The sequence below is a fragment of the Erwinia persicina genome (assembly GCF_014838825.1).
GTDB classification, from domain to species: Bacteria; Pseudomonadota; Gammaproteobacteria; order Enterobacterales; family Enterobacteriaceae; genus Erwinia; species Erwinia persicina_A.
This window is the reverse complement of sequence record NZ_JACYMO010000008.1, coordinates 56000-82338: the sequence shown is the minus strand read 5'-3', so window position 1 is coordinate 82338 and position 26339 is coordinate 56000. Positions and strand designations below refer to the sequence as shown.

Genomic DNA, 26339 nt, shown 5'->3' with positions numbered 1-26339 from the left:
GCTAATGAAAATACTGATCGTTGAAGACGATATGCTGCTCCAACAGGGATTAACCCTTGCCCTTACGGGCGAGGGTTATGCTGTGGATTGCGCTGTCAACGCCGCCCAGGCCGTGGCGTATGTGTACAGCGGTCAGTACAGTCTCATCGTGCTGGATCTCGGTCTGCCGGACCGTGATGGTACCGACCTGCTGCGGCAGTGGCGCAAGGAGCATGTCGACCTGCCGGTCCTGATCCTGACGGCACGCGATGCCCTATCCGATCGCGTTGAGGGCCTGGATGCCGGCGCAGACGACTATCTGATTAAACCCTTTGCCCTGGTGGAGCTTAAGGCCCGTGCCCGCGCGCTGATCCGCCGTTATCAGGGCCGAAGCGACAACCTGCTACAGCACGGTGATATTGCGCTGAACCTCTCTTCCCAGCAGGTGGTGGTTGATGGCCACCCCGTTGAGGTCACACCGAAAGAGTTTTCCCTGCTGACCCGCCTGCTGATGCGCATCGGGCAAACCGTACACCGGGAAACCCTGCAGCAGGATCTTTACAGCTGGCAGGATGATAATGGCTCTAACACGCTTGAAGTGCATATTCACAATCTGCGCCGTAAGTTAGGGAAAGATCGCATTAAAACCGTGCGGGGCGTGGGTTACCGGCTGGAAGAGCGCGAATGAACAGTATGCGTCGGCGTTTACTGATGATGCTGGCGCTGATCCTTCTCAGCTGTCAGCTGATGAGTGCCTTCTGGCTCTGGCACGAAAGCCGAGAGCAGATCAGCTTCCTGGTCAATGAAACGCTTTCTGCCCACGCGCGTAATGACCACGTTGAAAATGAAATCCGGGAGGCGATTGCCTCGCTGCTGCTACCGTCGCTGGTGATGGTCTGCTTTACCCTGTTGCTCTCTTTCTGGGCCATCAGCTGGATTATCCGCCCGCTGCGCTCTCTGCAAAAAAGCCTGGTCGCCCGTTCTGCTGACAATCTTTCTCCTCTGCCACTACATTCAGAGATGGATGAAATCGTTGCCGTCACCGGGGCGCTGAACCAGCTTCTGGGCCGTCTGGACCACACCCTGCAGCAGGAGCGCCTGTTCACCGCCGATGCCGCACACGAGCTGAGAACGCCGCTGGCAGGCCTGCGCCTGCACCTTGAGCTGCTGGAGCAGGAAGGGGTTAAACAGGGACCGATGCTGGTTGAGCGCATCGACCAGCTGATGCATGTCATTGAACAACTGCTGATGCTGTCCCGTGCGGGGCAAGCGTTGGCCAGCGGCCATTATCAGACGCTGAGCTGGCACCAGATCATCGATCCTCTGCGGCAGGAAATGGATGAACTTTTGGCGCTGCGGCAGCAGACCCTGACCATCACCACCACCACCACGCGTACGGTTCAGGGCGATGCCGTACTTCTCAGGCTGATGCTGCGTAACCTGCTGGAAAATGCCTCACGCTACAGCCCCGCAGGCAGCACGGTGACGCTACTGCTCGAAGATCATGAATCAGGCAGCCGGGCCACCGTCCGCGATGAGGGCTCCGGGATTGATGCCGGTGCGGTGAATGAGGCGATTAAAGCCTTCCGACGGATGGACCAGCGCTACGGTGGCAGTGGGCTGGGGCTGAATATCGTCCAGCGTATTGTGCAAATTCATCATGGTCACCTCAGCCTGACCAACCGCAGCGACCGCAGCGGCCTTAACGCAGGCTGCTGGTTGCCCGCTCATCTCGATTAGCTGCCCTGCCCTGACGCCATTCTGCCTGATCCAATCAGTCATGCTTACCTTTTGTGTGGGATCGTTCTTCCGGTCATTCCGCTGATAAACTCAGTCATAGCGGCACATAACGCTACCTGTGTAAAAAATTCCTTACGATAACTAAATTAATTTACCTTTATTGACACTCTGTGTTAATCGACGTAGCTTACTGGCTCTGAAAGCAAATGATAATAGTTATTACTACGTTTATCATTTAAATGAGGATGCCCGATGGAATCGTTAACGTCACACAGCACGCTGAAGTTTGCCTCACAGGCCGCCGCCAGTGGCTTTTTCTTTATGTCTCCCTGGCGCAGTCTGGCCGCACAGGGCTGCTTTACGACCGTCACCACCCCGGCTTTCGGGGGAGAGGCGCTGGAAGGTGTATTCCAGCAGGAAATCCGCCAGCGATTCCTTGAGGCGAAACGTCAGGGAATTGAAAAGCCGATCGTCGTCGGGGCCATCCCTTTTGATCCCAGCCAGCCCTCTTCGCTGTTTATCCCGGAATCCAGCCAGTACTTCGATAGCAACGCCTTTCTGCAGCAAATGGGTGCGCCAAAAAGCCCGTTACCTGAGGTGGTTCGTCGTACTGCCCTGCCAGCGCAGCCGGCGTTTATGCAGATGGTCAGCCAGGCCGTTGCCGCGACTGGCGCACAGCAGCTGGATAAAGTGGTGCTGTCCCGACTGATGGAGATTGTCACTGCGGAAAAGGTAGACATTGCCAACCTGATGACGCGACTGATGACGCAGAACCCGGGAAGCTATAACTTCCACGTTCCGCTGCCGGAAGGGGGCTCCCTGCTCGGTGCCAGCCCTGAGCTGCTGCTGCGCAAGCACCACAGCCGCTATTACACCCATCCCCTGGCCGGTTCTGCCCGTCGCGACAGCGATCCGCAGAAAGACCGTCTTGCAGGTGAGCAGCTGATGGCCTCGGTTAAGGATCGCTACGAGCATCAGCTGGTGACCGATGCCATGCGCGATGTGTTACAGCCGCGTAGCGCCCACCTCGTGCTGCCGTCCACGCCCGAACTGCTGACCACCTCAACGCTCTGGCATCTGGGGACGGCAATTGAAGGCGAAGCAAGGGATAAAGCCGATACCGCGCTTTCGCTGGCTTGCCTGCTGCATCCGACGCCGGCCCTGAGCGGCTTCCCCCACGCCACTGCGCAGCAACTGATTGCCGAACTGGAGCCGTTCAATCGTGGCCTGTTTGGCGGTATTGTCGGCTGGTGCGATGAGCAGGGTAACGGCGAATGGGTCGTCACCATCCGCTGCGGAAAGGTCAACGGCAATCGCGTTCGCCTGTTTGCCGGAGCCGGTATTGTGCCGGCCTCCTGCCCGGAATCGGAATGGCGGGAAACCGGTGTCAAACTGAACACCATGCTACGGGCATTTGGCCTTAACTAAAGAGTGCTGTCATGACAATTTCTTATACCCGCTGGCCGGAGGACCTGGCCGCCCGATATCGTACTAAAGGCTACTGGCTGGATCTGCCGCTCACGGACATCCTGCAACGCCATGCCAACAGCAGCGACATTGCTGTTATTGATGGCGCACGCCGCTTCCGCTATCAGGATCTGGCTCAGCAGTCAGATCGGCTGGCCGCGTCGTTACAGCGCCGCGGCCTGCGGTGCGGCGACACGGCGCTGGTACAACTGGGTAATGTTGCTGAATTCTATGTGACGTTTTTCGCCCTGTTGAAAATGGGTGTCGCCCCGGTGAATGCGCTGTTCAGCCATCAGCGCAATGAACTGAGCGCCTATGCGCTGCAGATCCAGCCCGCCCTGCTGATTGCAGACCGGCAGCACAGCCTGTTTGCCAGCGATGCGTATCTGACTCAGCTTCAGCAGGAGATTCCGGCACTGAAGGTGATAGCGATGCACAACGATAACAGTGCTGCGCTGTCACTGTCAGGCATGATTGACGAGGGGACCGGGGAATTCACTCCCTGCCCGTCTGCCGCCGATGAAGTTGCCTTCTTCCAGCTGTCGGGCGGCAGCACCGGTACGCCGAAGCTGATCCCACGTACCCACAATGATTATTACTACAGCATCAGGGGCAGCGTCGAAATTTGTCAGTTCAGTGAACAGACGCGTTACCTGAATGCCCTGCCCGCTGCGCACAACTATGCCCTGAGTTCGCCAGGCTCCCTCGGCGTGTTTTACGCTGGCGGCTGCGTGGTGATGGCAAACGATCCCAGCGCCAGCCTCTGCTTTCCGCTGATTGAACAGCATCAGGTCAACGTCGCCGCGCTGGTGCCACCGGCCGTCAGCCTGTGGTTACAGGCGATTCAGGAGTGGGGCAGTAACCAGGCGCTGGCCTCACTCACCCTGCTACAGGTAGGCGGGGCAAGACTCAGCGAATCGCTGGCGGCACGCATTCAGACGGACATCGGCTGCCAGCTACAGCAGGTCTTTGGTATGGCGGAAGGTCTGGTCAACTACACCCGCCTTGATGATGACTTGTCGCATATTCTCACCACACAGGGCCGCCCCATTTCTGACGATGATGAAGTCTGGGTTGCCGATGAACAGGGGCACCCGCTGCCCCCAGGGGTAACCGGCCGTCTGATGACGCGTGGTCCCTATACCTTCCGGGGTTACTACAACAGCCCGGAACATAATGCCGCCAGTTTTGATGCGCAGGGCTTCTACTGCTCCGGCGATCTGATTGCTATCGCCGAAGATGGCTACATAACCGTGCAGGGCCGTGAGAAAGATCAGATCAACCGGGGGGGCGAGAAGATCGCCGCGGAGGAGGTCGAAAATCTGCTGCTGCGCCACGAAGATGTGATCCATGCGGCCCTGGTGTCGATGGAAGACAGTCTGATGGGTGAAAAAAGCTGCGCCTTTATTGTCGCACGCCGTGCGCTTAAGCCGGTGGTACTGCGACGTCACCTGCGCGAGCTGGGTGTGGCCGAATTTAAACTGCCGGATCGTATTGAGTGCGTAGAGGCATTGCCGCTGACCCCGGTGGGGAAAGTCGACAAAAAACGCCTGCGCCAGCAGCTGGCCACTCAGCAAAACGGATAACTTTTCAGGAGAGACATCATGGCGATCCCAACGCTACATTCTTACGCGCTGCCAACCGCAGCCGAACTGCCGACTAACAAGGTCAACTGGGCATTTGAGCCAGCGCGCGCCGCACTGTTGATCCACGATATGCAGGAATATTTCCTCAATTTCTGGGGCGAAGGCAGCCCTCTGATCGAGCAGGTGGTGGCCAACATCGCCCGTCTGCGTGAATACTGCAAATCTCAGGGGATCCCGGTTTTCTACACCGCACAACCGAACGAACAAAGTGCCGAAGATCGCGCTCTGCTGAATGATATGTGGGGACCGGGACTGAACAGACATCCTGAACAGCAGAAAGTGGTAGCAGCCCTGGCACCGGACGACGATGACCAGGTGCTGGTCAAATGGCGCTACAGCGCGTTCCATCGCTCCCCCCTGGAGTCGATCCTCCATGAAAGCGGACGAGATCAGCTGATTATTTGCGGTGTGTATGCACATATCGGCTGTCTCACTACCGCTACGGATGCGTTTATGCGCAACATCAGGCCATTTATGGTGGCCGATGCCCTGGCTGACTTTAGCCGCGAAGAGCACATGATGTCGCTGACCTACACCGCTGGCCGCAGCGGCCGCGTCGTCATGACAGAAACCCTGCTGCCACTGCCACAAAGCAAAGCACAACTACGCGCTGTGGTGATACCGCTGCTGGATGAGGACAGCGAAGGCATTGAAGACGGTGAAAATCTGGTGGACTACGGACTGGATTCCGTACGCATGATGGCCCTGGCTGCCCGCTGGCGCCAGGCGCACAGCGATATCGATTTTATCGCGCTGGCAAAGAACCCCACGATTGACGGCTGGTGGGCACTGCTTTCACGGGAGAGTGCGTAATGTCATGCAGCTTTGACTTCAGCGGCAGGCAGGTATGGGTCACCGGTGCAGGCCAGGGGATTGGTTATCACACTGCACTGGCGTTTGTTGCTGCGGGTGCCTCCGTGGTGGGTTTGGATCGGCAGTTTGCGTCCGGCAATTACCCGTTCCGCTGCGCCCTTGTCGACGTTGCTGATGCCGGGCAGGTGAAAGAGGTTTGCCAACGCCTGCTGGCGGAAACGCCGCACCTGGATGTGCTGGTGAATGCCGCGGGCATTTTACGCACCGGCACCACCGAAGAACTCGCGGTGGAAGACTGGCAGGCATGCCTGGCGGTCAACGCTGGCGGTGCGTTTAACCTGTTCCAGCAAACGCTGCCACGGTTCCGTCAGCAGCGTGCCGGGGCAATTGTGACCATCGCCTCTAATGCTGCCCATGCTCCACGTATCGGAATGTCAGCCTACGGCGCATCGAAGGCTGCCCTGCGCAGTCTCTGCCTCACCGTCGGGTTGGAAATGGCTCCGTTTGGCGTACGTTGTAATATCGTATCACCAGGTTCCACAGACACCGCGATGCAGCGGAGCCTGTGGCATACGCCGGAAGACGAACAGCAGATGATTGCCGGCTACCCCGAGCAGTACAAACTGGGCATTCCGTTGCAGAAAATCGCTCAGCCACAGGAGATTGCCAGTACGGTGCTGTTCCTCGCATCGGACAGCGCCAGCCATATCGTGATGCAGGATATTGTCGTCGATGGCGGAGCGACCCTCGGTGCCTGATATGTGGAAACGGCAAAGCAGCCTGGCAGAACTGAATAAGATGGCTGAAGGTACTCTTATTGCTGGTCTGGGAATGGTCTTTACCCGCCTGGAAGCGGACTGGCTTGAAGCCACCATGCCGATGGATGCCCGGACACAGCAGCCTTTTGGACTGCTGCACGGCGGTGCTTCTGTGGCGCTGGCGGAGTCCCTGGGCTCCATGGCGGGATGGCTCTGTTCGCAGCCGGGTCAGAACGTGGTAGGGATTGAAGTCAGTGCCAGCCATCTGCGCGCGGTCTACAGCGGAACGGTTCGCGGTGTCTGCCGCGCGCTGCATCGCGGCAGCCTGAATCAGGTGTGGCAGATTGAGATCGTTAACGGTCAGGATCAGTTGTGCTGTATGGCCCGGCTCACCACCGCTATTATTGGCTGAACCGGCCTGCCGGAAAGCAAAACGGGACGCCAGAGGCGTCCCGTTTTTTTCGCGTCGGTTAACGCTGATAGACCGTTTCGACACCTTCTTCGTCGTCTTCGTCCCAGTCGTCATCCCAATCATCATCTTCGTCTTCAACTTCAGGCTGTGTCTCTTCCAGCTGCTGACGGTGATAGTCGTCCCACATGAATTCCACTTTCTCTGGCTGTTTCGCTTCCAGTTCGGCTTCTTTCGGGTTGGCATTGATAAAGGACATCAGGTCCCAGCACAGCGCGTTGACGCCAGAGCGGTTAGCCGCCGAGATCAGATAATATTTCTCCGTCCAGCCTAAGGCGTCAGCAATCGCTTTAGCCCGCGCTTCCGCCTCTTCCTGATCCAGCAGATCAACCTTATTGAATACCAGCCAGCGTGGCTTCTGGAACAGCTTATCGCTGTATTTTTCCAGTTCACCCAGGATAATGCGCGCGTTCTCAATCGGATCGCTTTCATCAATCGGAGCAAGGTCAATGGTGTGCAGCAGCACACGGCAGCGCTCAAGGTGCTTCAGGAAGCGGATCCCCAGACCGGCACCGTCCGAAGCGCCTTCAATCAATCCTGGAATATCGGCCACGACGAAGCTCTGCTCACTGTCCATACGCACTACGCCAAGGCTGGGCACCAGGGTAGTAAACGGATAGTCAGCCACTTTTGGCTTGGCCGCGGAAACCGCACGGATAAAGGTCGATTTACCGGCATTAGGCAGACCGAGCATACCGACATCGGCCAGTAGCATCAGCTCCAGCTGCAGATCGCGCTTTTCGCCCGGCGTCCCCATGGTTTTCTGGCGAGGGGTGCGGTTTACGGATGACTTGAAACGGGTGTTACCCAGACCGTGCCAGCCGCCTTTGGCAACCATCATCTTCTGCTGATGATGTGTCATATCGCCGAGAGTTTCACCGGTGCCCTGGTCAATAATACGCGTGCCGACAGGCACCTTGACCACGATATCAATACCACGCTTACCGGTGCAATCACGGCTCTGGCCGTTCTGCCCGCGTTCCGCACGGAAAGATTTTTCAAAGCGGTAATCGATCAGGGTATTGAGGTTTTCATCAGCCTGCATATACACATCACCGCCATCACCGCCATCACCGCCGTCCGGGCCACCGCGTGGAATATATTTCTCACGACGGAAGCTCACGCAGCCATTGCCGCCATCGCCAGCCACTACCAGGATCGTCGCTTCATCAACAAACTTCATTTTACTTCTCCGTCACTCATACGCCCGTGGCCCGATGCAGATGGCACCGGTACGGGATTGCTCCGCCGTGGCCATAAGCGATGACCAATTGCGGAAAACATGGCGCCTGACACCACAACCACTGCGCCGACAAACCCTAAGGTATTGAGCTGCGGAATCGCAAAAAAGTCGGGCCAGCCAAGCGATAAAAATTCTGAAAACAGCAGGGTAAACAATGGCGTCAGCGTCACAATTGCGCTGACCTGCGCCGCCTGCCAGCGTGCGTAGGCTTCCGCCAGTGCGCCATACCCCACGAGGGTATTGAGCACACAAAAAATCAGACAGCCCAGTTGCCAGCTATCTAATTGCCCTATCAGTTCAAGATGAGCCAAAGGCAATAACGTCACTGCACATAAAGTGTACAGCAAAAACAGGATTTGCTGCGAACCCAGTCGACGCAGTAATATTTTTTGCGTCACCCCATAGATGACCCAGACCAGCGCCGCACTGACGCCAAGGATCACACCCCAAGTGTAATCGGTCAGGCGGGTAAAGATCTCTGCCAGGCTGGTATTAAAAAACATCACCAGTCCGCAGAGTAGCATGGCCACGCCAATCACCTGGCTGCCGCGCATTTTCTCCTTCAGGATAAAGACGCTGGCCAGCATCATGCCTGGCGGTGCCAGTTGGGCAATCACCTGAGAGGCCGTAGGGCTGAGGTACTGCAACGAAGAACCAAACAACACGAAGTTACCCACCAGTCCGGCGGTAGCAACCACCACCCACACCAGCCAGCGCGGATGCCGAAAGAAATCACGCGGCGGCAGCTGTCGCTTCAGGGCAAGGATCGTGCCCAGGCCTAAGGCTGCAAAGGAAAAGCGATAAAACACGACGGTGAATGGGTCCATCACCTGTAGCACCATTTTCATGGCAATCGGTAATGAGCCCCAGCTCATAGCGGTCACCAGCGCCAGCGCAATGCCCATTCCTGCCTGCTGTTTGATCGCTAACATCAGTGTTCCCTGACAGAATGTAAAAAGCCCCGCAGTCTAGTGCGGGGCTTTTCTTTTCGCAGCAGTGAACGGCCTGAAAGCCGTTCCGCGGCACGAAAACCTAATTACTCAGCAACGATGCTGATGTACTTACGGTTGTTCGGGCCTTTAACTTCGAATTGGACCTTGCCGTTTGCCGTAGCAAACAGGGTGTGGTCACGACCGCAGCCTACGTTGGTGCCCGCGTGGAATTTAGTGCCACGCTGACGAACGATGATGCTACCAGCCAGTACAGATTCGCCGCCGAAACGTTTTACGCCCAGACGTTTTGCATTGGAGTCGCGACCGTTACGGGTCGAGCCACCAGCTTTCTTATGTGCCATTTGTCAGATCTCCTGTTATGCGCTGATGCCAGTGATCTTCACATCAGTGAACCACTGACGGTGACCCTGCTGCTTACGGTAATGCTTACGGCGACGGAACTTAACAATCTTGATTTTGTCGCCACGACCGTGAGCTACGATTTCCGCTTTGATCACGCCGCCTGAAACTAAAGGCGCGCCGATTTGAACGTCTTCGCCATTGGCAATCATCAGAACCTGGTCGAATTCAACGACTTCGCCGGTTGCGATGTCCAGCTTTTCCAGGCGAATGGTCTGGCCTTCGCTTACTCGGTGTTGTTTACCACCACTTTGGAAAACAGCGTACATATAAACTCCGCTCTCGCGCTTGCCTTCTTTGATTTCAGGCTGCGCTATAAATATTCACAATAGGGCGCGAATTCTACGCAACTTCCTCGGTAAAGACAAGTGTCTGTTGCGCTGTATTGCAGAAAAAAAACGCAACATGAATGGGGGCGTTTCACCGCCGCATTTTTGCAGTACAATCTGTCATACATTTCATGCCACCGGCACGGGTAAAGGCGCTTATCATAGCAGCGAACTGAGCGATAGCTGAACAGACTGATGAACTTAGAACAGATAAACGAACTCACCGCGCAAGATATGGCGGACGTCAATGCGACAATACTCGACCAGCTGAACTCGGATGTATCCCTCATCAATCAGCTGGGTTATTACATTATAAGCGGCGGAGGTAAGCGCATTCGTCCGATGATCGCAGTGCTTGCAGCACGCGCCATCAATAACTACGACGGTAAACAGCACATCACGGTCGCGGCACTGATTGAATTTATTCACACTGCGACGCTCCTGCATGACGATGTCGTGGACGAGTCTGACATGCGTCGCGGTAAAGCCACCGCTAACGCGGCTTTTGGCAATGCAGCCAGTGTGCTGGTCGGTGACTTTATCTATACGCGCGCCTTCCAGATGATGACCAGCCTCGGCTCGCTGAGAGTGCTGGCGCTGATGTCAGAAGCGGTCAACGTCATTGCTGAAGGCGAAGTCCTGCAGCTGATGAACTGTAATGACCCGGATATCACCGAAGAAAGCTACATGCGGGTGATTTACAGCAAAACCGCACGCCTGTTTGAAGCGGCCGCCCAGTCGTCTGCCATTCTGGCGGGGGCCAGCGAGGCGCAGGAGCAGGCATTGCAGGATTACGGTCGTTTCATTGGCACCGCTTTCCAGCTTATCGACGACCTGCTGGATTACAGCGCCGATGGTAAAACGCTGGGTAAAAACGTCGGGGATGACCTGAGTGAAGGGAAACCAACCCTGCCTCTGCTCCACGCCATGCGTAACGGCACACCAGAACAGGCCAGCCTGATCCGTTCGGCTATCGAAGACGGTAACGGCCGCCATTTACTGGAACCCGTTCTGGAAGCGATGCACCAGTGTGGATCACTGGAATGGACGCGGAGCGCGGCGGAACAGGAGGCGGATAAAGCCATTGCCGCTCTGAAAATCCTGCCTGAATCTCCGTGGCGTAGTGCGCTCGAAGCGATTGCACATATGTCCGTTCAGCGCGAGTTTTAGTTGCTGAAACAATAAGGAAAGTGCGGACTGTCCGCGCTTTCCTTATTTTCTGCCCCTTCTCTGTTCATAACCCGATTCCTCTCCCTTCTTGCTGAAATTACCCGTCGCCGCACCGACACTTTTGCGTAGCGTTACGCAAAAAAGCATCTTACATCTGAAATTAACTGGAACTTAATGGAAACTATTTGCTATAAATATCCTGTTATAGCGAATGATAACCCGTCGCTTTACCAGGAAATACCGACCACAGGCTGGCACCGGCAACATTCTGCCCCTGCCTGACCACAGTGCACATGGAGGATAAGCACATGAAACAGACCCCGCAAGACTGGCATCCTGCCGACATCATCGCTGCGCTACGCAAAAAAGGCACCACTCTCGCCGCTCAGTCGCGTCTGGCGGGCTTGAGCTCATCAACGCTCGCCAATACGCTGTGTCGTCCATGGCCGAAAGGAGAATGGATCATTGCGGATGCGCTGAACGTTCATCCGGCAGAAATCTGGCCCAGCCGTTATTACGACCCGGTAACGCACCAGCTTATTGACCGTAAAAAACTGATCCGGGGATAAAAAAAAGGGCCGGTATTCGCTACCGACCCTCGTTTTACTGCTGAAAAAGTTACTCTTCGCCGCTGACGCGCTGAATATTGGCACCGAGGGCAATCAGCTTGTCTTCGATATGCTCATATCCCCGGTCAATATGATAAATACGATCGACCACGGTCGTGCCTTCCGCAATACAGCCTGCCAGCACAAGGCTGGCGGAGGCACGCAGGTCGGTCGCCATCACCTGGGCGCCAGAAAGTTTCTCTACGCCATGGCAAATCAGCGTATTACTTTCAATTTCACCGTGTGCGCCCATACGCACCAGTTCAGGCACATGCATAAAGCGGTTTTCGAAAATGGTTTCAGTGATCACCCCGGTTCCTTCCGCCACCAGATTCAGCAGGCTGAACTGCGCCTGCATATCGGTCGGGAAGCCAGGATGAGGTGCCGTACGCAGGTTAACCGCTTTTGGCCGTTTACCGTGCATATCCAGACTGATCCAGTCGCTGCCCACTTCAATTTCGGCACCCGCTTCGCGCAGTTTGGCCAGTACCGCATCCAGCGTATCCGGCTGAGCCGCACGGCAGACAACTTTGCCGCCGGAAATGGCAGCAGCCACCAGGAACGTACCGGTTTCGATACGGTCAGGCAGTACGCGATAGACACCACCCCCCAGGCGCTCTACGCCTTCGATGGTAATGCGATCGCTGCCTGCACCAGTGATTTTGGCTCCCAGGGTGTTGAGGAAGTTGGCGGTATCAACGATTTCCGGCTCACGTGCAGCATTCTCAATAATCGTGGTCCCGGTAGCCAAGGTCGCGGCACTCATAATGGTCACGGTCGCGCCAACGCTGACCTTATCCATCACGATATGTGCGCCTTTGAGACGGCCATTGACTGAGGCCTTCACATAGCCCTCTTCCAGCTTAATCTCTGCGCCAAGCTGTTCCAGACCGGTAATATGCAGATCAACCGGACGGGCACCGATCGCACAACCGCCAGGCAGTGATACTTGCCCCTGACCAAAACGCGCCACCAGCGGCCCCAGGGCCCAGATAGATGCACGCATGGTTTTCACCAAATCATAAGGCGCACAGAAAATATTGACGTCACTGGCATCCAGATGCACGGAACCATTGCGTTCCGCTTTCACACCCAACTGACTGAGCAGTTTCATGGTGGTATCGATGTCTTTCAGTTTCGGGACATTCTGAATCTCTACCGGCTCTTCAGCCAGCAAAGCAGCGAACAGGATCGGCAATGCGGCATTTTTAGCGCCGGAGATTGTGACTTCACCACTCAGTCGGGTCGGACCCTGTACACGAAATTTATCCATTGCAACTGCTCTCTGTTGTCAGTCAAAAAATCTGCTGCGCAGACGCTCACCACGCGAGGCGGGGTAAGCTCTGCACAGCTTAGAAACCGTTTAGCTTACGGTCGCGCGCCCACTCTTCAGGGGTGTAAGTCTTGATGGACACCGCATGGATGCGATTATCCGCAATATATGCCATCAGGGGGGCGTAAACCGTCTGCTGTTTCTTAACGCGGCTCAACTCACCAAACAGCTCACCCACGGCGATAACCTGGAAATGGCTGCCATCACCCGTTACGTGGACTTCCTGCAGCGGTAACGCGCCCATCAGCACGGACTGAATTTCACTATTTTCCATGATGCTTTCAAATTCACTTGATATTAAACAGGCACACATCTTAGTGGAATCTGCCCCACTCTTAAACAAGCAAAAAATGCCTGGGGTAAGAGAAAAAGCGTAAACGGGAAGGGATAACCACTCAGACGATGCAGGGAGGAAGGAACCGGGGAGCCGGTTCCTGGGGTAAAAATGAGCAAACTCATGATGTTCCGCTAAGGTCAGGTGGGAAACACCTGCCGCAGTGATTTACTCACTGCCCGGGATAATTTTCTGCAAGTTATACAGTGTGATCAACGATCGGAGCTTATCCGTAATGCCGGTAAACCGGGGAACGCGCCCCCGTTGTATGGCAATCTGTCGCAGGTGAACCAGCAAAGCCAGCCCACCTGAGTCAACGCGCTCCAGTCCGGAGACATCTATCGTCTCAACCCACTGCATCACCGCATCACGCTGTTGCCACAGGGGTAACAGCGTTTCGCGCTCCAGTTCTCCCGAGAGGCGCAGAGTATCCGACTCCACCTCCCAACGCAGTTGATCGCTCATTACGACTGCTTATTAAGAGTAATCGGTTGGTTAGCATAGGATTTCAGCTGTTCTGTTAATCCATCAATGCCTTTCTTACGCAGGATATCGCTCCACTCATTCTGTTTCGTGGTGATCATGCTGACGCCTTCAGCAATCATGTCGTACGCCTGCCAGTGGTTGCTCACGCTATTTTTACGCCACTGGAAGTCCAGGCGGACTGGCGGACGCCCATTCGGGTCAATGATCGTTACGCGAATGGCAATAATATTGGCATCGCCCAGTGGCTGCGCCGGGGCGATCTGGTAGGTCTGTCCGTTATACATGGCCAGTGCCTGACCGTATGCCTGGGCCAGGTAATCACCAAAGGCTTTGAAATAAGCCTCACGCTGCGCAGGCGTAGCATCTTTGTAGTAGCGGCCCAGCACCAGTGCACCGGCGTATTTAATCTGCACATACGGCAACAGTTCATCACGAACGATCTGACGCAGATAGTTTGGATCCTGCTTGATTTTAGGTTGTTCCGTTTTGAGACGCGTAAAGGTTTTTTCCGCTGCCTCTCCCATTAATTTGTAGGGATCGGTTTGATCCGCGGCCGCATTTGCCGCCAGGGGAGCGACAATCAGCATCGCGACCATCAGTAAACGTTTAAACATTATTTAACCTCTTCTGGATTGTTCGCTGCCGGTGCAGATTCTGCTGCAGGCTGTTCGCCCGTGGCAGCTGCATTTTTGTCTTTGTCGTCACCACTGCCACTTTTGTACAGGAATTGCCCAATCAGGTCTTCCAGTACCATAGCGGACTTCGTGTCCTGAATCGTACCACCATCTTTCAGTGTAGCAGTGCCCATTTCCGGGTCGTCAAAACCGATATTCATGGCAAGATATTGTTCACCCAACAGACCCGAAGTGCGCACCGCCAGTGAGCTGGTATCAGGGATATTGTTGTACTTATCTTCAATATCCATGGTCACTTTAGGCGAGTAATTTTTCGGGTCGAGGCTGATATCCACCACACGACCGATCACCACACCGCCCACCTTCACCGGTGAACCGGCTTTCAGACCACCGATATTATCGAAAGTCGCATAGAGCTTCCAGGTGGGCTCGTTGCCGAGTGATTTAAGGTCAGCCACGCGCAGACAGAGAAAAATAATCGCGCATAGCGCCAGCATTAAAAAGGCACCTACCCAAATTTCGCTTTTTTTCGTTTGCATCGAATCAGTTCCCAAACATCAGTGCCGTAAGCACAAAATCCAGACCGAGCACTGCCAGTGAGGCATGTACTACGGTACGCGTCGTTGCCCGACTGATCCCTTCAGAGGTCGGAATGGCGTCATAGCCGTTAAACAGCGCAATCCAGGTCACGGTCACCGCAAAAACGGCACTTTTGATCACGCAGTTGATAATATCGGTGCGCAGATCGACCGCGTTCTGCATCGCTGACCAGAAGAACCCGGGGTCGATCCCCTTCCAGCTGACCCCCACCAGTCCGCCACCAAGAATGCCGACTGCGACAAAAATCAGGGTCAGCAGCGGCATACTGATCACCCCCGCCCAGAAACGCGGTGAGATGATGCGACGTAGCGGATCAACAGCCATCATTTCCATACTGGAAAGCTGTTCGGTGGCTTTCATTAACCCAATTTCAGCGGTCAGCGCCGACCCGGCACGCCCGGCGAACAGTAGCGCGGTGACCACCGGTCCCAGTTCGCGCAGCAGAGAGATCGCCACCATCATTCCCAGGCTGGTTTCAGCACTGTAGGTTTTCAATACCAGATAACCTTGCAGACCCAACACCATACCGATGAACAACCCTGAAACCAGGACAATCAGTAATGACAGTACGCCAACGCTATATAACTGTTTTATCAGTAACGGCGTATGTTTACGAAAGCGGGGAATGCCAAATAACGCATGGAATAACATTAGCCCTGCACGGCCGAAGGAGGCGCAGGTGTTAATCCCTTGTCGCCCTAGTGATGCCAGTGCGCGTAAAAACATCAGTCTTTCACCCTCCCTGAGCCGACCAAATCTTGCAGATAATCCCCTGCCGGGAAGCGGAACGGCACTGGCCCATCGGCAATGCCATCAATAAACTGTCGAACACGGGCATCATTATTTTCACGTAATTCTGGCGCGGTACCCTGCGCAATCACTTTTTGATCGGCAATGATATACGCGTAGTCAGCAATACTGAGCACTTCAGGCACGTCGTGGGAAACGACAATACAGGTCACGCCTAAAGCGTGATTCAGCTCATCGATTAATTTGACCAGTACGCCCATAGTAATGGGATCCTGCCCGACGAACGGCTCGTCGAACATGATGAGGTCGGGTTCCAGCGCGATAGCACGCGCCAGCGCAGCACGCCGCGCCATCCCCCCTGACAGCTCGGAGGGCTTAAGATTTGCCGCCCCCCGCAACCCAACGGCTTCCAGCTTCATCATCACCGTGCTGTTCAACAACGGCAGCGGTAATTTGGAATGTTCCCGTAACGGCCATGCTACGTTGTCAAATACCGTTAAATCGGTAAACAAGGCTCCTGACTGGAACAGCATGCTCATTTTTTTTCGCGCCTCATAAAGCCGCGAACGGGACAGCGTAGGTATATTCTCACCGTTAAACCAGATCTGGCCACTATCTGGCGGGATTTGACCACCAATCAGACGCAGCAACGTGGTTTTACCAATGCCGGAGGGCCCCATGATAGCGGTCACTTTTCCTTTGGGCACCGTAAGCGAGATGTTATCGAAAATCAGCCGGTTGCCACGGGAAAAACTCACCCCCTGGACATCCACCAGATTCATCTCCGTCTGGCTCATAGTTACCTCGACCTCTATTCTAAGACGATTAATTTACTCCCGATGGTAACGTATTAACCCTCGGACCGGGCATTTTTACAGAAACTTACCTCTGTTGCGTAGCTAAAGCTGGCATAAGTTTTACTTTTTGTCCTGAGATCGTCAAAATCATGGCCACTAAAATGACCTTGCCTGACGTCGTTGCCGCTAGCCGCCTTTGACGATAATACCTCATTAAAAGGACACTTCATGCTCGTCGCTACAGCACTACTGATTATCGGTTTAGTCTTACTGGTTTATGGAGCCGATCGTCTGGTGTTTAGCGCCGCTATTTTGTGTCGTGCTGTCGGTATCCCGCCGCTGATCATCGGGATGACCGTCGTCGGAATCGGCACTTCGCTGCCTGAACTGATCGTCTCTTTCTCTGCCGCCTCGCACGGGCAGATGGATATTGCTGTCGGTACCGCGATGGGATCGAATATTACCAATATTTTGCTGATTCTGGGAGGCGCAGCACTGCTTCACCCGTTAAGCGTACATTCGAACCTGGTGCGTCGTGAACTACCGCTGATGCTGCTGGTTACCCTGTTGTGCGGCGTCACGCTGTTCGATAATGAACTGAGCCGCAATGATGGTCTGGCCCTGATCGCCATCGCGGCACTCTATCTGTGGTTTATTATCAAGATTGCCCGCCGGGCTGAACGCGATAACAATGATTCGCTGACGCGTGAGCAACTTGCCGAACTTCCCCGTGACGAGGTGGGCAATACCGTTGCTTTCCTGTGGCTGGCGGTGGCGCTGATTGTGCTGCCGATGTCCACGCGCATGGTGATCGATAACGCAACGGTCATCGCTGACTATTTTGGCGTCAGTGAGCTGGTGATTGGTCTGACGATCATTTCGGTAGGCACCAGCCTGCCTGAACTGGCCACCGTCATCGCCGGAGCATTAAAAGGTGAAGATGATATCGCCATCGGTAACCTGATTGGTTCTAACATCTATAATACCGCGATTGTGCTGGGTCTCCCGGCGCTAATCCACCCCGGTACGCTCGACACCGCTATTTTTGCCCGTGACTACTGGGTGATGCTCGGTGTCAGTGCTGTGTTCACACTGATCTGTTTGCAGCGCAGTCGCCGCATTGGTCGGCTGGCTGGCGCGTTGTTGCTGTGCGGATTTATCGTCTGGGTAGGAATGCTGTATGGCTTCCCCTCAGTGACCTTCTGGTAAAAGGACTGGAGAATTATGGCGCATATCACTGCCCATCCCGACTTTGACTTTCAACAGGCCGGGAAAGAAGTACTGCGAATTGAACGTGAAGGGCTGGAGCAGCTCGACCAGTACATCAATGATGACTTCACCCGCGCTTGCGAACTGATCTATCACTGTTCCGGTAAAGTGGTCGTGATGGGAATGGGTAAATCCGGGCATGTGGGGAAGAAGATCGCTGCCACCTTCGCCAGCACCGGTAGCCCGGCTTTCTTTGTTCATCCTGCGGAAGCCAGCCACGGCGATCTTGGGATGGTGAGCCCCAGTGACGTCGTGATTGCCATCTCGAATTCCGGCGAGTCTTCAGAAGTTCTGGCCCTGATCCCGGTGCTGAAACGCCTGCGGGTTACGTTGATCTGCATGACGGGACGGCCGGAAAGTGCAATGGGCCGCGCAGCAGATGTGCATCTCTGTGTTAAAGTGCCGCAGGAAGCCTGTCCGCTGGGCCTTGCCCCCACCACCAGCACCACGGCAACCCTGGTGATGGGGGATGCGCTGGCCGTCGCACTGTTGAAAGCACGGGGCTTTACGCCGGAAGATTTCGCACTCTCCCACCCTGGCGGTGCGCTGGGCCGTAAGCTGCTGCTACGCGTTGATGATATCATGCACTCCGGTAGCGATATGCCGCATGTGAGTCGCGATGCCTCACTGCGAGATGCCTTGCTGGAAATAACACGTAAAAACATGGGGATGACGGTAATCTGCAACGATTTAATGAAAATCGAAGGCATCTTTACCGACGGGGATTTACGCCGCGTGTTTGATATGGGCATCGATATCCAGCGTGCCGGCATTGAAAGTGTCATGACGCCGGGCGGTATCCGCGTCCGGCCCAATACGCTGGCTGTCGATGCACTGAATCTGATGCAGAGTAAGAATATTACCTGCGTGATGGTCGCCGATGGCGACACTCTGCTGGGCGTGGTGCATATGCATGACATGCTGCGGGCCGGCGTTGTTTAACAAAGGAAGTCGAGATCAATGAGTGATTCATCAGCCACCGTAGCGACCTGCTACGGCCCGGTTAGCCAGCAGGTCATCTCCCGCGCGCAGAAAATCAAACTGCTGATCTGCGATGTGGACGGTGTGATGTCGGATGGCGTGATTTACCAGGGCAACAGCGGTGAAGAGCTGAAAGCCTTCAACGTCCGTGATGGCTACGGTATCCGCTGCCTGCTAACCAGCGACATAGAGGTGGCGATTATTACCGGCCGTAAAGCCAAACTGCTGGAAGATCGCTGTGCCACACTGGGGATTACTCATCTTTACCAGGGACAGACTGATAAGCTTTTGGCCTTCCGTGAACTTCTGGATACACTGTCACTCAGTGCTGAACAGGTTGCCTATATCGGCGATGACCTGATTGACTGGCCAGTTATGGCCGAAGTCGGCCTGAGCGTTACCGTTGCTGACGCCCATCCCGTTCTCCTTCCGCGCGCCGACTATGTGACGCGGATTGCGGGTGGCCGTGGTGCAGTGCGGGAAATTTGCGATCTTCTGTTGATTGCACAGGGTAAGTTTGATGAGGCCAAAGGGCAGTCTGTATGAGTAAAACGAGACGCTGGATAACGCTGATTCTGGCACTGATCGCCATTGTGCTGATCGGCTGGAATCTGACTGCGACGGATGACAATGACGACGCGGTAAACAATGGCAACAATGAACCGACGTATATGAGCGATAATTCACATACGGTCGTTTATAACCCTGCGGGGTCACTGAGCTATAAGCTGGTCTCAGACAAAGTGACCTATTTCTCAGCCGACGCAGTGAGCTGGTTCGACAATCCGGTAATGACAACGTACGACGAGAATAAGGTGCCCACCTGGTCGGTCCGGGGGGATAAGGCCAAACTGACGAACGATCGCATGTTGTATCTTTACGGGCATGTTGAAGTGAACAGCCTGACAAAAGACACACAGCTTGAGCGTATCAAAACGGATAACGCTCAGATCAACCTGACGACGCAGGATGTTACCTCTGACGATCAGGTCACACTTTATGGCCGCAGCTTTAACTCTACAGGTATGAAGATGCGTGGGAATTTACGGAAGAAAACTGCCGAGTTGATTGAAAAGGTCAAAACATCTTATGAAATTCAAAATGAACAAAAGCCTTAAATTACTGACTGCTACCCTCCTGTTCGCGGCGAGCGTTCCGGCTTTTGCCCTGACCGGTGACTCAGAAAAACCGGTCAACGTTGACTCGGAAAATCAGGCGCTGGACATGCAGGGCAACGTGGCCACCTTTACCGGTAAAGTCATTGTGACCCAGGGAACGATTAAAATTACGGCGGATAAAGTCGTGGTGACCCGTCCGGGCGGCGACAGTAATAAAACCATTGTGGATGCCTACGGCAACCCGGCGACGTTCTATCAGATGCAGGACAGCGGTAAACCCGTCCAGGGCCACGCGCAAAAAATGCATTACGAGCTGGCCAAAGACCTGGTGGAGTTAACCGGTGACGCCTATCTGGAACAGCTGGACAGTAATGTTAAAGGCGATCGCATTACCTATCTGGTGAAAGAGCAAAAAATGCAGGCCTTTGGCAGTTCCGGCAAGCGTGTCACTACCGTACTGGTGCCGTCACAGCTGCAGGACAAAGGCACACCGTCAAACGGTCAGAAAAAGAGTAACTAACGAACATGGCAACCTTAATTGCGGAAAACCTGGCGAAGGCCTACAAAGGCCGTCGCGTGGTTGAAGATGTCAGCCTGCAGGTCAAGTCTGGCGAAATCGTGGGTCTGCTTGGCCCAAACGGTGCAGGTAAAACCACAACGTTTTATATGGTCGTTGGCATCGTACCCCGCGATGCCGGCCGCATTATCATCGATGATGAAGACATCAGTATTCTGCCGCTGCACGCCCGCGCGCGTCGTGGTATTGGCTATCTGCCACAGGAAGCCTCCATTTTCCGTCGTCTGAGCGTGTTTGATAACCTGATGGCGGTGCTGCAGATCCGTGACGACCTGACCAGCGAACAGCGTGAAGATCGTGCGAATGAGCTGCTGGAAGAGTTCCATATCGAGCACCTGCGTGACAGCCTGGGTCAGGCGCTGTCTGGCGGTGAACGCCGCCGTGTCGAGATTGCCCGCGCGCTGGCGGCTAATCCGAAGTTCATCCTGCTGGATGAACCCTTTGCCGGTGTTGACCCGATTTCCGTTATTGATATTAAAAAGATCATTGAACACCTGCGCGACAGCGGGCTGGGTGTCCTGATCACCGACCACAACGTCCGTGAAACGCTGGCAGTCTGTGAGCGTGCCTATATCGTTAGCCAGGGGCATTTGATCGCCCACGGCACCCCGGAAGCGATCCTGGCCGATGAACAAGTTAAGCGTGTCTATTTGGGCGAAGAGTTCAGACTCTGATAAGGTGTTTGCATTCGGTAAGTTTTCTGGGGAATTAAGACTCTGAACATGAAGCAAGGTTTACAACTCAGGCTCAGTCAACAGCTTGCCATGACGCCACAGTTGCAGCAGGCCATTCGCCTGCTGCAACTCTCTACGCTTGAGCTCCAGCAGGAAATTCAGTTGGCGCTGGAAAGTAACCCGTTGCTTGAACAAACCGACATTCATGAAGAAGTCGATACCCGCGAATATCAGGAAACTGAAGCGCTGGATACCCGGGAAGCGCTGGAACAGAAGGACATGCCTGAAGAACTGCCGCTGGACGCCACCTGGGACGAAATTTATACCGCAGGGACCCCGTCCGGTACCGGGACGGATTACCACGATGATGAACTGCCCGTCTATCAGGGTGAAACCACCCAGACACTGCAGGACTATCTGATGTGGCAGGTAGAACTGACGCCGTTCACCGACACTGACCGGGCGATCGCCACCTCGATTGTGGATGCGGTGGACGATACGGGGTATCTGACGGCCTCGCTGGAAGAAATTCTGGAAAGTATGGGCAGCGATGAGCTGACTATCGACGAAGTGGAAGCCGTGCTGAAACGTGTACAGCGATTTGATCCGGTCGGCGTCTGCGCTCGTGATTTACGCGATTGCCTGCTGGTTCAGCTGTCACAATTCGCGGCCGATGTTCCCCTGCTGAAAGAAGCGCGTCTGATTGCCAGCGAGCATCTTGATCTGCTGGCGAATCATGACTTCCGCAGTCTGATGCGCGTCACCCGCCTTAAGGAAGAGGTGCTCAAAGGTGCTATGCAGGTAATACAGACCCTTGACCCGCGTCCAGGGCAGTCGATTAATACTCAGGAACCCGAGTATGTCATTCCGGATGTGCTGGTACGTAAAATCAGTAACCGCTGGACCGTTGAGCTCAATGCCGACAGCGTGCCGCGCCTGAAAATCAATCAGCACTATGCGTCGTTAGGCTCCAGCTCACGCAGCGACAGTGATTCGCAGTTTATACGCAGTAACCTGCAGGAAGCGAAATGGCTGATTAAAAGCCTGGAAAGTCGTAATGACACGCTGCTGAAAGTGACACGCTGCATCGTTGAGCAGCAGCAGGCCTTTTTTGAGCAGGGCGAAGAGCATATGCGCCCGATGGTGCTGGCCGATATTGCCAGTGCTGTTGAAATGCATGAATCGACGATTTCCCGTGTGACCACCCAGAAATATCTGCACAGCCCACGGGGCATCTTTGAACTGAAGTATTTTTTCTCCAGTCACGTCAACACCGAGGGCGGAGGCGAAGCCTCATCCACGGCTATCCGTGCGCTGGTGAAAAAGTTAATCTCGGCGGAGAATCCCGTCAAACCACTCAGCGACAGCAAGCTGACCTCCATGCTTTCCGAACAGGGGATTATGGTAGCAAGGCGCACTGTGGCAAAATACCGAGAGTCTTTATCCATCCCGCCATCAAACCAGCGCAAACAGCTGGTCTGAACGAACTGAGAAGGAAGACACTATGCAGCTCAATATCACTGGACAACACGTAGAAATCACCGAACCACTGCGCGAATTTTTGACTGAAAAGTTTGCCAAACTGGAACATTATTTTGATCGCATTAATCAGGTCTATATTGTGCTGAAAGTGGAGAAAGTGACACAGATTGCAGATGCTACGCTGCATGTGAACGGTGGGGAGCTGCACGCCACCTCGGAAGATAAAGATATGTACGCGGCGATTGACGGGCTGATTGACAAGCTGACTCGCCAGTTAAATAAACATAAAGACAAGCTTAAACAACACTAAATTCACCATGCGTTGATGGTTTTTCAGCAGCCACCCCTTTAAAGGTTAAGCTGAAAGCGGTATCGGCTCGTATTCTTCCGGGAATACGAGCCGTTAATCAATACAGCATGTTAATCTTGACTCCGAAACGGGGAAGAGGATAACTCGCCTGCGGCAGTGAAAAGTTAAGTGAAACTATGATGAACAATGATTTGAAACTGGAACTGGGCTCCGTGCTGAGCGTCTCATGTACGCGTAATGGCGTGCATTGCCAGAGCAAAAAACGGGCGCTGGAAATTATCAGCGAACTGGCAGCTAAACAGCTAAACCTTCCGCATCAGACAATTTTTGAAGCGATTCTGACGCGTGAGAGAATGGGAAGTACCGGTATCGGTAATGGCATTGCCATCCCGCACGGCAAGCTTGAGGAAGATACGCTGCGTGCCGTCGGCGTTTTTATTCGCCTTGACCAGCCCATTGCGTTCGATGCCATTGATAATCAGCCTGTGGATCTGCTGTTTGCCCTGCTGGTACCCGCCGATCAGTGTAAAACGCATCTGCATACGCTCTCACTGGTGGCCAAGCGCCTGGCGGATAAAACCGTACTGCGGCGTCTGCGTTCCGCACAGAGCGATGAAGATCTTTATGCGATCATCACGGAAGATCACGAACAGAGCTAGTCAGGCAGGTTAAATGAGGGGAATTGTGAAATGGTGCTGATGATCGTCAGCGGTCGTTCAGGCTCAGGAAAATCTGTGGCGTTACGCGCCCTGGAAGACATGGGTTTTTACTGCGTGGATAATCTGCCCGTGGTCCTGCTGCCTGACCTGGCGAATTCGCTGGCCGAACGCAACATATCTGCTGCGGTAAGTATTGATGTCCGCAACATGCCGGAATCTCCGGAAGTGTTTGAAACCGCACTTAACAGTTTACCAGACTGTTTTTCGCCGCAACTTCTGTTCCTTGATGCTGACCGTAATACCTTAATTCGTCGCTACAGTGATACACGTCGTCTGCATCCGCTCTCCAGTAAAAATCTGTCGCTGGAAAGCGCCATTGATGAAGAGAGCGATCTGCTGGAGCCCCTGCGCTCCCGGGCCGATTTGATTATCGACACCTCAGAGATGTCCGTGCACGAGCTGGCCGAGATGTTGCGTACCCGCCTGCTGGGCAAGCGAGAGCGTGAACTGACGATGGTGTTTGAGTCCTTTGGCTTTAAGCACGGCATTCCGATTGACGCTGATTACGTATTTGACGTGCGATTTTTGCCTAACCCGCACTGGGATCCCAAGCTGCGCCCGATGACCGGACTCGATCGCCCGGTTGCTGCCTTCCTCGATCGCCACACGGAAGTGCATAACTTCATCTATCAGACGCGCAGTTACCTTGAGTTATGGTTACCGATGCTGGAAACCAATAACCGTAGCTATCTGACCGTGGCGATTGGGTGTACCGGCGGCAAACACCGTTCCGTCTACATTGCCGAACAGCTGGCAGATTATTTCCGCTCTCGCGGTAAGAACGTACAGTCCCGTCACCGCACGCTGGAAAAACGTAAGTCATGACCGTGAAACAGACCGTTGAGATTAAAAACAAGCTGGGCATGCACGCCCGTCCGGCGATGAAGCTGTTTGAACTGGTACAGAGTTTTGATGCGGAAGTGCTGCTGCGTAATGAAAGCGGCACAGAAGCTGAAGCCAGTAGCGTGATTGCCCTGCTGATGCTCGACTCTGCCAAAGGCGGGCATATCGAGGTGGAAGCCAGCGGACCGGAAGAAGATAAAGCGCTGGCGGCGGTCATCGACCTGTTTAACGCCGGTTTCGACGAGGAGTAATCCCCTTCCCCGGCAGACCGGCCCTGACGGCCGGTCTGTGTTGCCCCCCTTTTTGCAGTTCCTCTGTCAGATCTGAACCTGGTCCGGACTCATTGCAATTGGTGTTCCCTGAGGAAACCTTCCCCGCCGAGCTGGCGCATCTGACGCATGATCCACTGCTGACGCTGGCGAACATAGCCTGAAGGCGCGTCGGCGCGGTAGCGTATTGGATTCGGCAGAACGGCGGCCAGCAGCGCCGCTTCGGACAGGGTTAAGCGGCTGGCCGGCTTGTGAAAATAGCGCTGAGAGGCTTCCTCAACGCCAAAGACCCCTTCTCCCATTTCAGCCACATTCAGATAGACGGTCAGAATACGTCGCTTGGTCCAGACGGTTTCGATCCCCACGGTCAGACCGGCCTCCAGGCCTTTACGCACCCAGCTGCGTCCGTCCCAGAGGAACATATTTTTTGCCGTCTGCTGAGAAAGCGTAGAGGCACCGCGCATGCCAGCTTTTTCTCCGCTGTTGTCCAGAACCGACTGGATGGCGGCCACGTCAAAACCCCAGTGCGTCGGGAATTTTTGATCTTCAGAAGCAATGACGGCCAGCGCCATCCATGGCGAGATGTCATCCATCCCCACCCAGTCAGAGTGCGCCACATAGTCGAAATCACCGCTAAACCAGGCTCCGATCTGCCGTTCGGCCATCACCGCAGAGAACGGCACCGGCAGAAAGGCAAAGAGGATAATGCCAGCAAGCCACAATCCAGTTATTCCCAGGACCAGGCGAAGCAGAAATGCTTTGATGCGCGTAAAACCCCGTGATTTATTGCGACTCATTACTGAGGATCCCGTCCATATTTATCAGTATGAAAATTCACCAGGAATTCTCCATCATTGTTAATTAACCCAACATAACCGGAATCGGTTCCATTAAATCACGCCATTTACCTTAACTCCACGCTGGATCGGCTTACGGTTGAAATTGCATTAAATCAATTGGTTCAGCCTGCTTATAAATTTCTCCTGCCACTTTTAAGGAATTTCACGCTCACTTAAGAAATGGGCACGACATTCGGGTGGTAAGTGATGTTTTTCCCGCATATTAAGCCACTGGTAAGAGCAGTCAATCTTGCTGAACGGAGTCAGCTTTTAGGTCTGCCCTCCACTGAGTTTGAGAATTTTTGCTAGCAGAAACCAAAACGTTTCGGAAGCATCTGGTTAATAAACAAAAAAATAGCTAAAAAACATGATGTTAAAAGAAAACCTTACCCCTTACCTGTTCCCTGCCGCCCGACCTCGAAAAAAGCCGGACAAGAGAAACATTGACCTGCGCCATCCGGGCTTAAAGAAACAGGTAATTGTACAATTATCATGCGAATCATCGTAAATAAACATTCCCTGCTTGACTGAGTGAGCAAAATCGGGTCTTCTATTTACGAACGCTGCTCAACATCACACATTTTAATGAATCCGCTAACATGTGATGCAAGATTTGCTAAAGTAGTGACTGAGCTATTTAACGTTCAACCAATACCAAACCTTCGCTCCCGATGATTAAAATCAGAACAGCGCAGGTTACCAATTTCCCTGGTGTTGGCGCAGTATTCGCGCACCCCGGCTTCGGTCGG

At 54.3% G+C, this 26339-nt stretch carries 32 protein-coding genes; 20 read left to right on the top strand and 12 right to left on the bottom strand.

Features of this window, described 5'->3' with window-relative positions; translation table 11 throughout:
• Nucleotides 1-4: 4 nt before the first annotated feature.
• From pmrA to IFU29_RS17315, 7 genes are all read left to right on the top strand, one after another.
• Nucleotides 5-667: a two-component system response regulator PmrA gene (gene pmrA, locus IFU29_RS17345; RefSeq protein WP_191935027.1), complete on the top strand. Its 663-nt coding sequence runs from the start codon at nucleotides 5-7 to the stop codon at nucleotides 665-667.
• Nucleotides 664-1719: a two-component system sensor histidine kinase PmrB gene (gene pmrB, locus IFU29_RS17340; protein ID WP_191935026.1), complete on the top strand. Its 1056-nt coding sequence runs from the start codon at nucleotides 664-666 to the stop codon at nucleotides 1717-1719. Before pmrA ends, pmrB begins: the two co-directional genes overlap by 4 nt.
• A gap of 252 nt (nucleotides 1720-1971) precedes the next feature.
• The gene (locus IFU29_RS17335; RefSeq protein WP_191935025.1) at nucleotides 1972-3147 is read left to right on the top strand and encodes an isochorismate synthase; all 1176 of its coding nucleotides are present in this window, start codon (nucleotides 1972-1974) and stop codon (nucleotides 3145-3147) included.
• 11 nt (nucleotides 3148-3158) lie between these two features.
• Nucleotides 3159-4772: a (2,3-dihydroxybenzoyl)adenylate synthase gene (locus IFU29_RS17330; protein WP_191935024.1), complete on the top strand. Its 1614-nt coding sequence runs from the start codon at nucleotides 3159-3161 to the stop codon at nucleotides 4770-4772.
• Nucleotides 4773-4790: 18 nt separating this feature from the next.
• Nucleotides 4791-5645, top strand: coding sequence for an isochorismatase (locus IFU29_RS17325; RefSeq protein WP_191935023.1), 855 nt, complete (start codon nucleotides 4791-4793; stop codon nucleotides 5643-5645).
• On the top strand, nucleotides 5645-6403 hold the full coding sequence (gene dhbA / locus IFU29_RS17320) for a 2,3-dihydro-2,3-dihydroxybenzoate dehydrogenase (RefSeq protein WP_191935022.1): 759 nt from the start codon (nucleotides 5645-5647) through the stop codon (nucleotides 6401-6403). The genes IFU29_RS17325 and dhbA overlap by 1 nt, the downstream gene beginning before the upstream one ends.
• Nucleotides 6378-6815 (top strand): hotdog fold thioesterase, encoded by a 438-nt coding sequence (locus IFU29_RS17315; protein WP_191935021.1) that lies wholly within the window; start codon nucleotides 6378-6380, stop codon nucleotides 6813-6815. Before dhbA ends, IFU29_RS17315 begins: the two co-directional genes overlap by 26 nt.
• Before the next feature lie 58 nt (nucleotides 6816-6873).
• Here the strand turns inward: IFU29_RS17315 and cgtA are convergent, their stop codons facing one another.
• From cgtA to rplU, 4 genes are all read right to left on the bottom strand, one after another.
• A complete protein-coding gene (gene cgtA, locus IFU29_RS17310; protein WP_191935020.1) occupies nucleotides 6874-8055 on the bottom strand; it encodes an Obg family GTPase CgtA in 1182 nt (393 codons plus the stop codon).
• Entirely contained in the window at nucleotides 8052-9038 is a 987-nt protein-coding gene (locus IFU29_RS17305) for an EamA family transporter (RefSeq protein ID WP_191935068.1), read from the bottom strand. Before IFU29_RS17305 ends, cgtA begins: the two co-directional genes overlap by 4 nt.
• A gap of 113 nt (nucleotides 9039-9151) precedes the next feature.
• Nucleotides 9152-9409 (bottom strand): 50S ribosomal protein L27, encoded by a 258-nt coding sequence (gene rpmA, locus IFU29_RS17300; RefSeq protein ID WP_013204035.1) that lies wholly within the window; start codon nucleotides 9407-9409, stop codon nucleotides 9152-9154.
• Nucleotides 9410-9424: 15 nt separating this feature from the next.
• Nucleotides 9425-9736: a 50S ribosomal protein L21 gene (rplU, locus tag IFU29_RS17295; protein WP_062744470.1), complete on the bottom strand. Its 312-nt coding sequence runs from the start codon at nucleotides 9734-9736 to the stop codon at nucleotides 9425-9427.
• A 255-nt stretch (nucleotides 9737-9991) separates the two neighbouring features.
• On the opposite strand from rplU, the gene ispB reads away from it, so the two are divergent.
• Complete coding sequence (gene ispB, locus IFU29_RS17290; protein ID WP_191935019.1) at nucleotides 9992-10966, top strand: octaprenyl diphosphate synthase; 975 nt, start codon at nucleotides 9992-9994, stop codon at nucleotides 10964-10966.
• A gap of 308 nt (nucleotides 10967-11274) precedes the next feature.
• Entirely contained in the window at nucleotides 11275-11535 is a 261-nt protein-coding gene (locus IFU29_RS17285) for a helix-turn-helix domain-containing protein (protein ID WP_191935018.1), read from the top strand.
• 49 nt (nucleotides 11536-11584) lie between these two features.
• Here the strand turns inward: IFU29_RS17285 and murA are convergent, their stop codons facing one another.
• The 7 genes from murA to mlaF form a co-directional block, all read right to left on the bottom strand.
• Complete coding sequence (gene murA, locus IFU29_RS17280; protein ID WP_191935017.1) at nucleotides 11585-12847, bottom strand: UDP-N-acetylglucosamine 1-carboxyvinyltransferase; 1263 nt, start codon at nucleotides 12845-12847, stop codon at nucleotides 11585-11587.
• A 79-nt stretch (nucleotides 12848-12926) separates the two neighbouring features.
• A complete protein-coding gene (gene ibaG, locus IFU29_RS17275; protein ID WP_062744541.1) occupies nucleotides 12927-13181 on the bottom strand; it encodes a BolA family iron metabolism protein IbaG in 255 nt (84 codons plus the stop codon).
• 228 nt (nucleotides 13182-13409) lie between these two features.
• Nucleotides 13410-13706 (bottom strand): lipid asymmetry maintenance protein MlaB, encoded by a 297-nt coding sequence (gene mlaB, locus IFU29_RS17270; protein WP_191935016.1) that lies wholly within the window; start codon nucleotides 13704-13706, stop codon nucleotides 13410-13412.
• Nucleotides 13706-14341, bottom strand: a complete 636-nt coding sequence (mlaC, locus tag IFU29_RS17265) for a phospholipid-binding protein MlaC (RefSeq protein WP_191935015.1) — start codon at nucleotides 14339-14341, stop codon at nucleotides 13706-13708. Before mlaC ends, mlaB begins: the two co-directional genes overlap by 1 nt.
• A complete protein-coding gene (gene mlaD / locus IFU29_RS17260; RefSeq protein ID WP_191935014.1) occupies nucleotides 14341-14901 on the bottom strand; it encodes an outer membrane lipid asymmetry maintenance protein MlaD in 561 nt (186 codons plus the stop codon). The genes mlaC and mlaD overlap by 1 nt, the downstream gene beginning before the upstream one ends.
• A gap of 4 nt (nucleotides 14902-14905) precedes the next feature.
• A complete protein-coding gene (gene mlaE / locus IFU29_RS17255; protein WP_191935013.1) occupies nucleotides 14906-15688 on the bottom strand; it encodes a lipid asymmetry maintenance ABC transporter permease subunit MlaE in 783 nt (260 codons plus the stop codon).
• The gene (mlaF, locus tag IFU29_RS17250) at nucleotides 15688-16509 is read right to left on the bottom strand and encodes a phospholipid ABC transporter ATP-binding protein MlaF (RefSeq protein ID WP_191935012.1); all 822 of its coding nucleotides are present in this window, start codon (nucleotides 16507-16509) and stop codon (nucleotides 15688-15690) included. The genes mlaE and mlaF overlap by 1 nt, the downstream gene beginning before the upstream one ends.
• Nucleotides 16510-16737: 228 nt before the next feature.
• Between mlaF and IFU29_RS17245 the strand changes: the two genes are divergently transcribed.
• The 11 genes from IFU29_RS17245 (at nucleotide 16738) to npr (ending at nucleotide 24733) form a co-directional block, all read left to right on the top strand.
• On the top strand, nucleotides 16738-17718 hold the full coding sequence (locus tag IFU29_RS17245) for a calcium/sodium antiporter (protein ID WP_191935011.1): 981 nt from the start codon (nucleotides 16738-16740) through the stop codon (nucleotides 17716-17718).
• Nucleotides 17719-17733: 15 nt separating this feature from the next.
• Nucleotides 17734-18720 (top strand): arabinose-5-phosphate isomerase KdsD, encoded by a 987-nt coding sequence (gene kdsD / locus IFU29_RS17240; protein WP_191935010.1) that lies wholly within the window; start codon nucleotides 17734-17736, stop codon nucleotides 18718-18720.
• A gap of 18 nt (nucleotides 18721-18738) precedes the next feature.
• A complete protein-coding gene (gene kdsC / locus IFU29_RS17235) occupies nucleotides 18739-19305 on the top strand; it encodes a 3-deoxy-manno-octulosonate-8-phosphatase KdsC (protein WP_191935009.1) in 567 nt (188 codons plus the stop codon).
• On the top strand, nucleotides 19302-19877 hold the full coding sequence (gene lptC, locus IFU29_RS17230) for an LPS export ABC transporter periplasmic protein LptC (protein ID WP_191935008.1): 576 nt from the start codon (nucleotides 19302-19304) through the stop codon (nucleotides 19875-19877). The genes kdsC and lptC overlap by 4 nt, the downstream gene beginning before the upstream one ends.
• Complete coding sequence (gene lptA, locus IFU29_RS17225) at nucleotides 19849-20397, top strand: lipopolysaccharide ABC transporter substrate-binding protein LptA (protein WP_191935007.1); 549 nt, start codon at nucleotides 19849-19851, stop codon at nucleotides 20395-20397. The genes lptC and lptA overlap by 29 nt, the downstream gene beginning before the upstream one ends.
• 5 nt (nucleotides 20398-20402) lie before the next feature.
• Nucleotides 20403-21128 (top strand): LPS export ABC transporter ATP-binding protein, encoded by a 726-nt coding sequence (gene lptB, locus IFU29_RS17220; RefSeq protein ID WP_191935006.1) that lies wholly within the window; start codon nucleotides 20403-20405, stop codon nucleotides 21126-21128.
• A gap of 48 nt (nucleotides 21129-21176) precedes the next feature.
• Entirely contained in the window at nucleotides 21177-22610 is a 1434-nt protein-coding gene (gene rpoN / locus IFU29_RS17215; protein ID WP_191935005.1) for an RNA polymerase factor sigma-54, read from the top strand.
• A 22-nt stretch (nucleotides 22611-22632) separates the two neighbouring features.
• A complete protein-coding gene (gene hpf, locus IFU29_RS17210; protein ID WP_062744486.1) occupies nucleotides 22633-22920 on the top strand; it encodes a ribosome hibernation promoting factor in 288 nt (95 codons plus the stop codon).
• A gap of 176 nt (nucleotides 22921-23096) precedes the next feature.
• Complete coding sequence (gene ptsN, locus IFU29_RS17205) at nucleotides 23097-23579, top strand: PTS IIA-like nitrogen regulatory protein PtsN (protein ID WP_062744487.1); 483 nt, start codon at nucleotides 23097-23099, stop codon at nucleotides 23577-23579.
• Nucleotides 23580-23609: 30 nt separating this feature from the next.
• On the top strand, nucleotides 23610-24464 hold the full coding sequence (gene rapZ, locus IFU29_RS17200) for an RNase adapter RapZ (RefSeq protein ID WP_062744488.1): 855 nt from the start codon (nucleotides 23610-23612) through the stop codon (nucleotides 24462-24464).
• Complete coding sequence (npr, locus tag IFU29_RS17195; RefSeq protein WP_191935004.1) at nucleotides 24461-24733, top strand: PTS phosphocarrier protein NPr; 273 nt, start codon at nucleotides 24461-24463, stop codon at nucleotides 24731-24733. The genes rapZ and npr overlap by 4 nt, the downstream gene beginning before the upstream one ends.
• Before the next feature lie 89 nt (nucleotides 24734-24822).
• Here npr and mtgA read toward each other — a convergent pair whose 3' ends face one another.
• Nucleotides 24823-25548 carry a monofunctional biosynthetic peptidoglycan transglycosylase gene (mtgA, locus tag IFU29_RS17190; protein ID WP_191935003.1) on the bottom strand — a complete coding sequence of 242 codons (726 nt, stop codon included), beginning with the start codon at nucleotides 25546-25548 and terminating at the stop codon, nucleotides 24823-24825.
• Nucleotides 25549-26339: the final 791 nt, after the last annotated feature.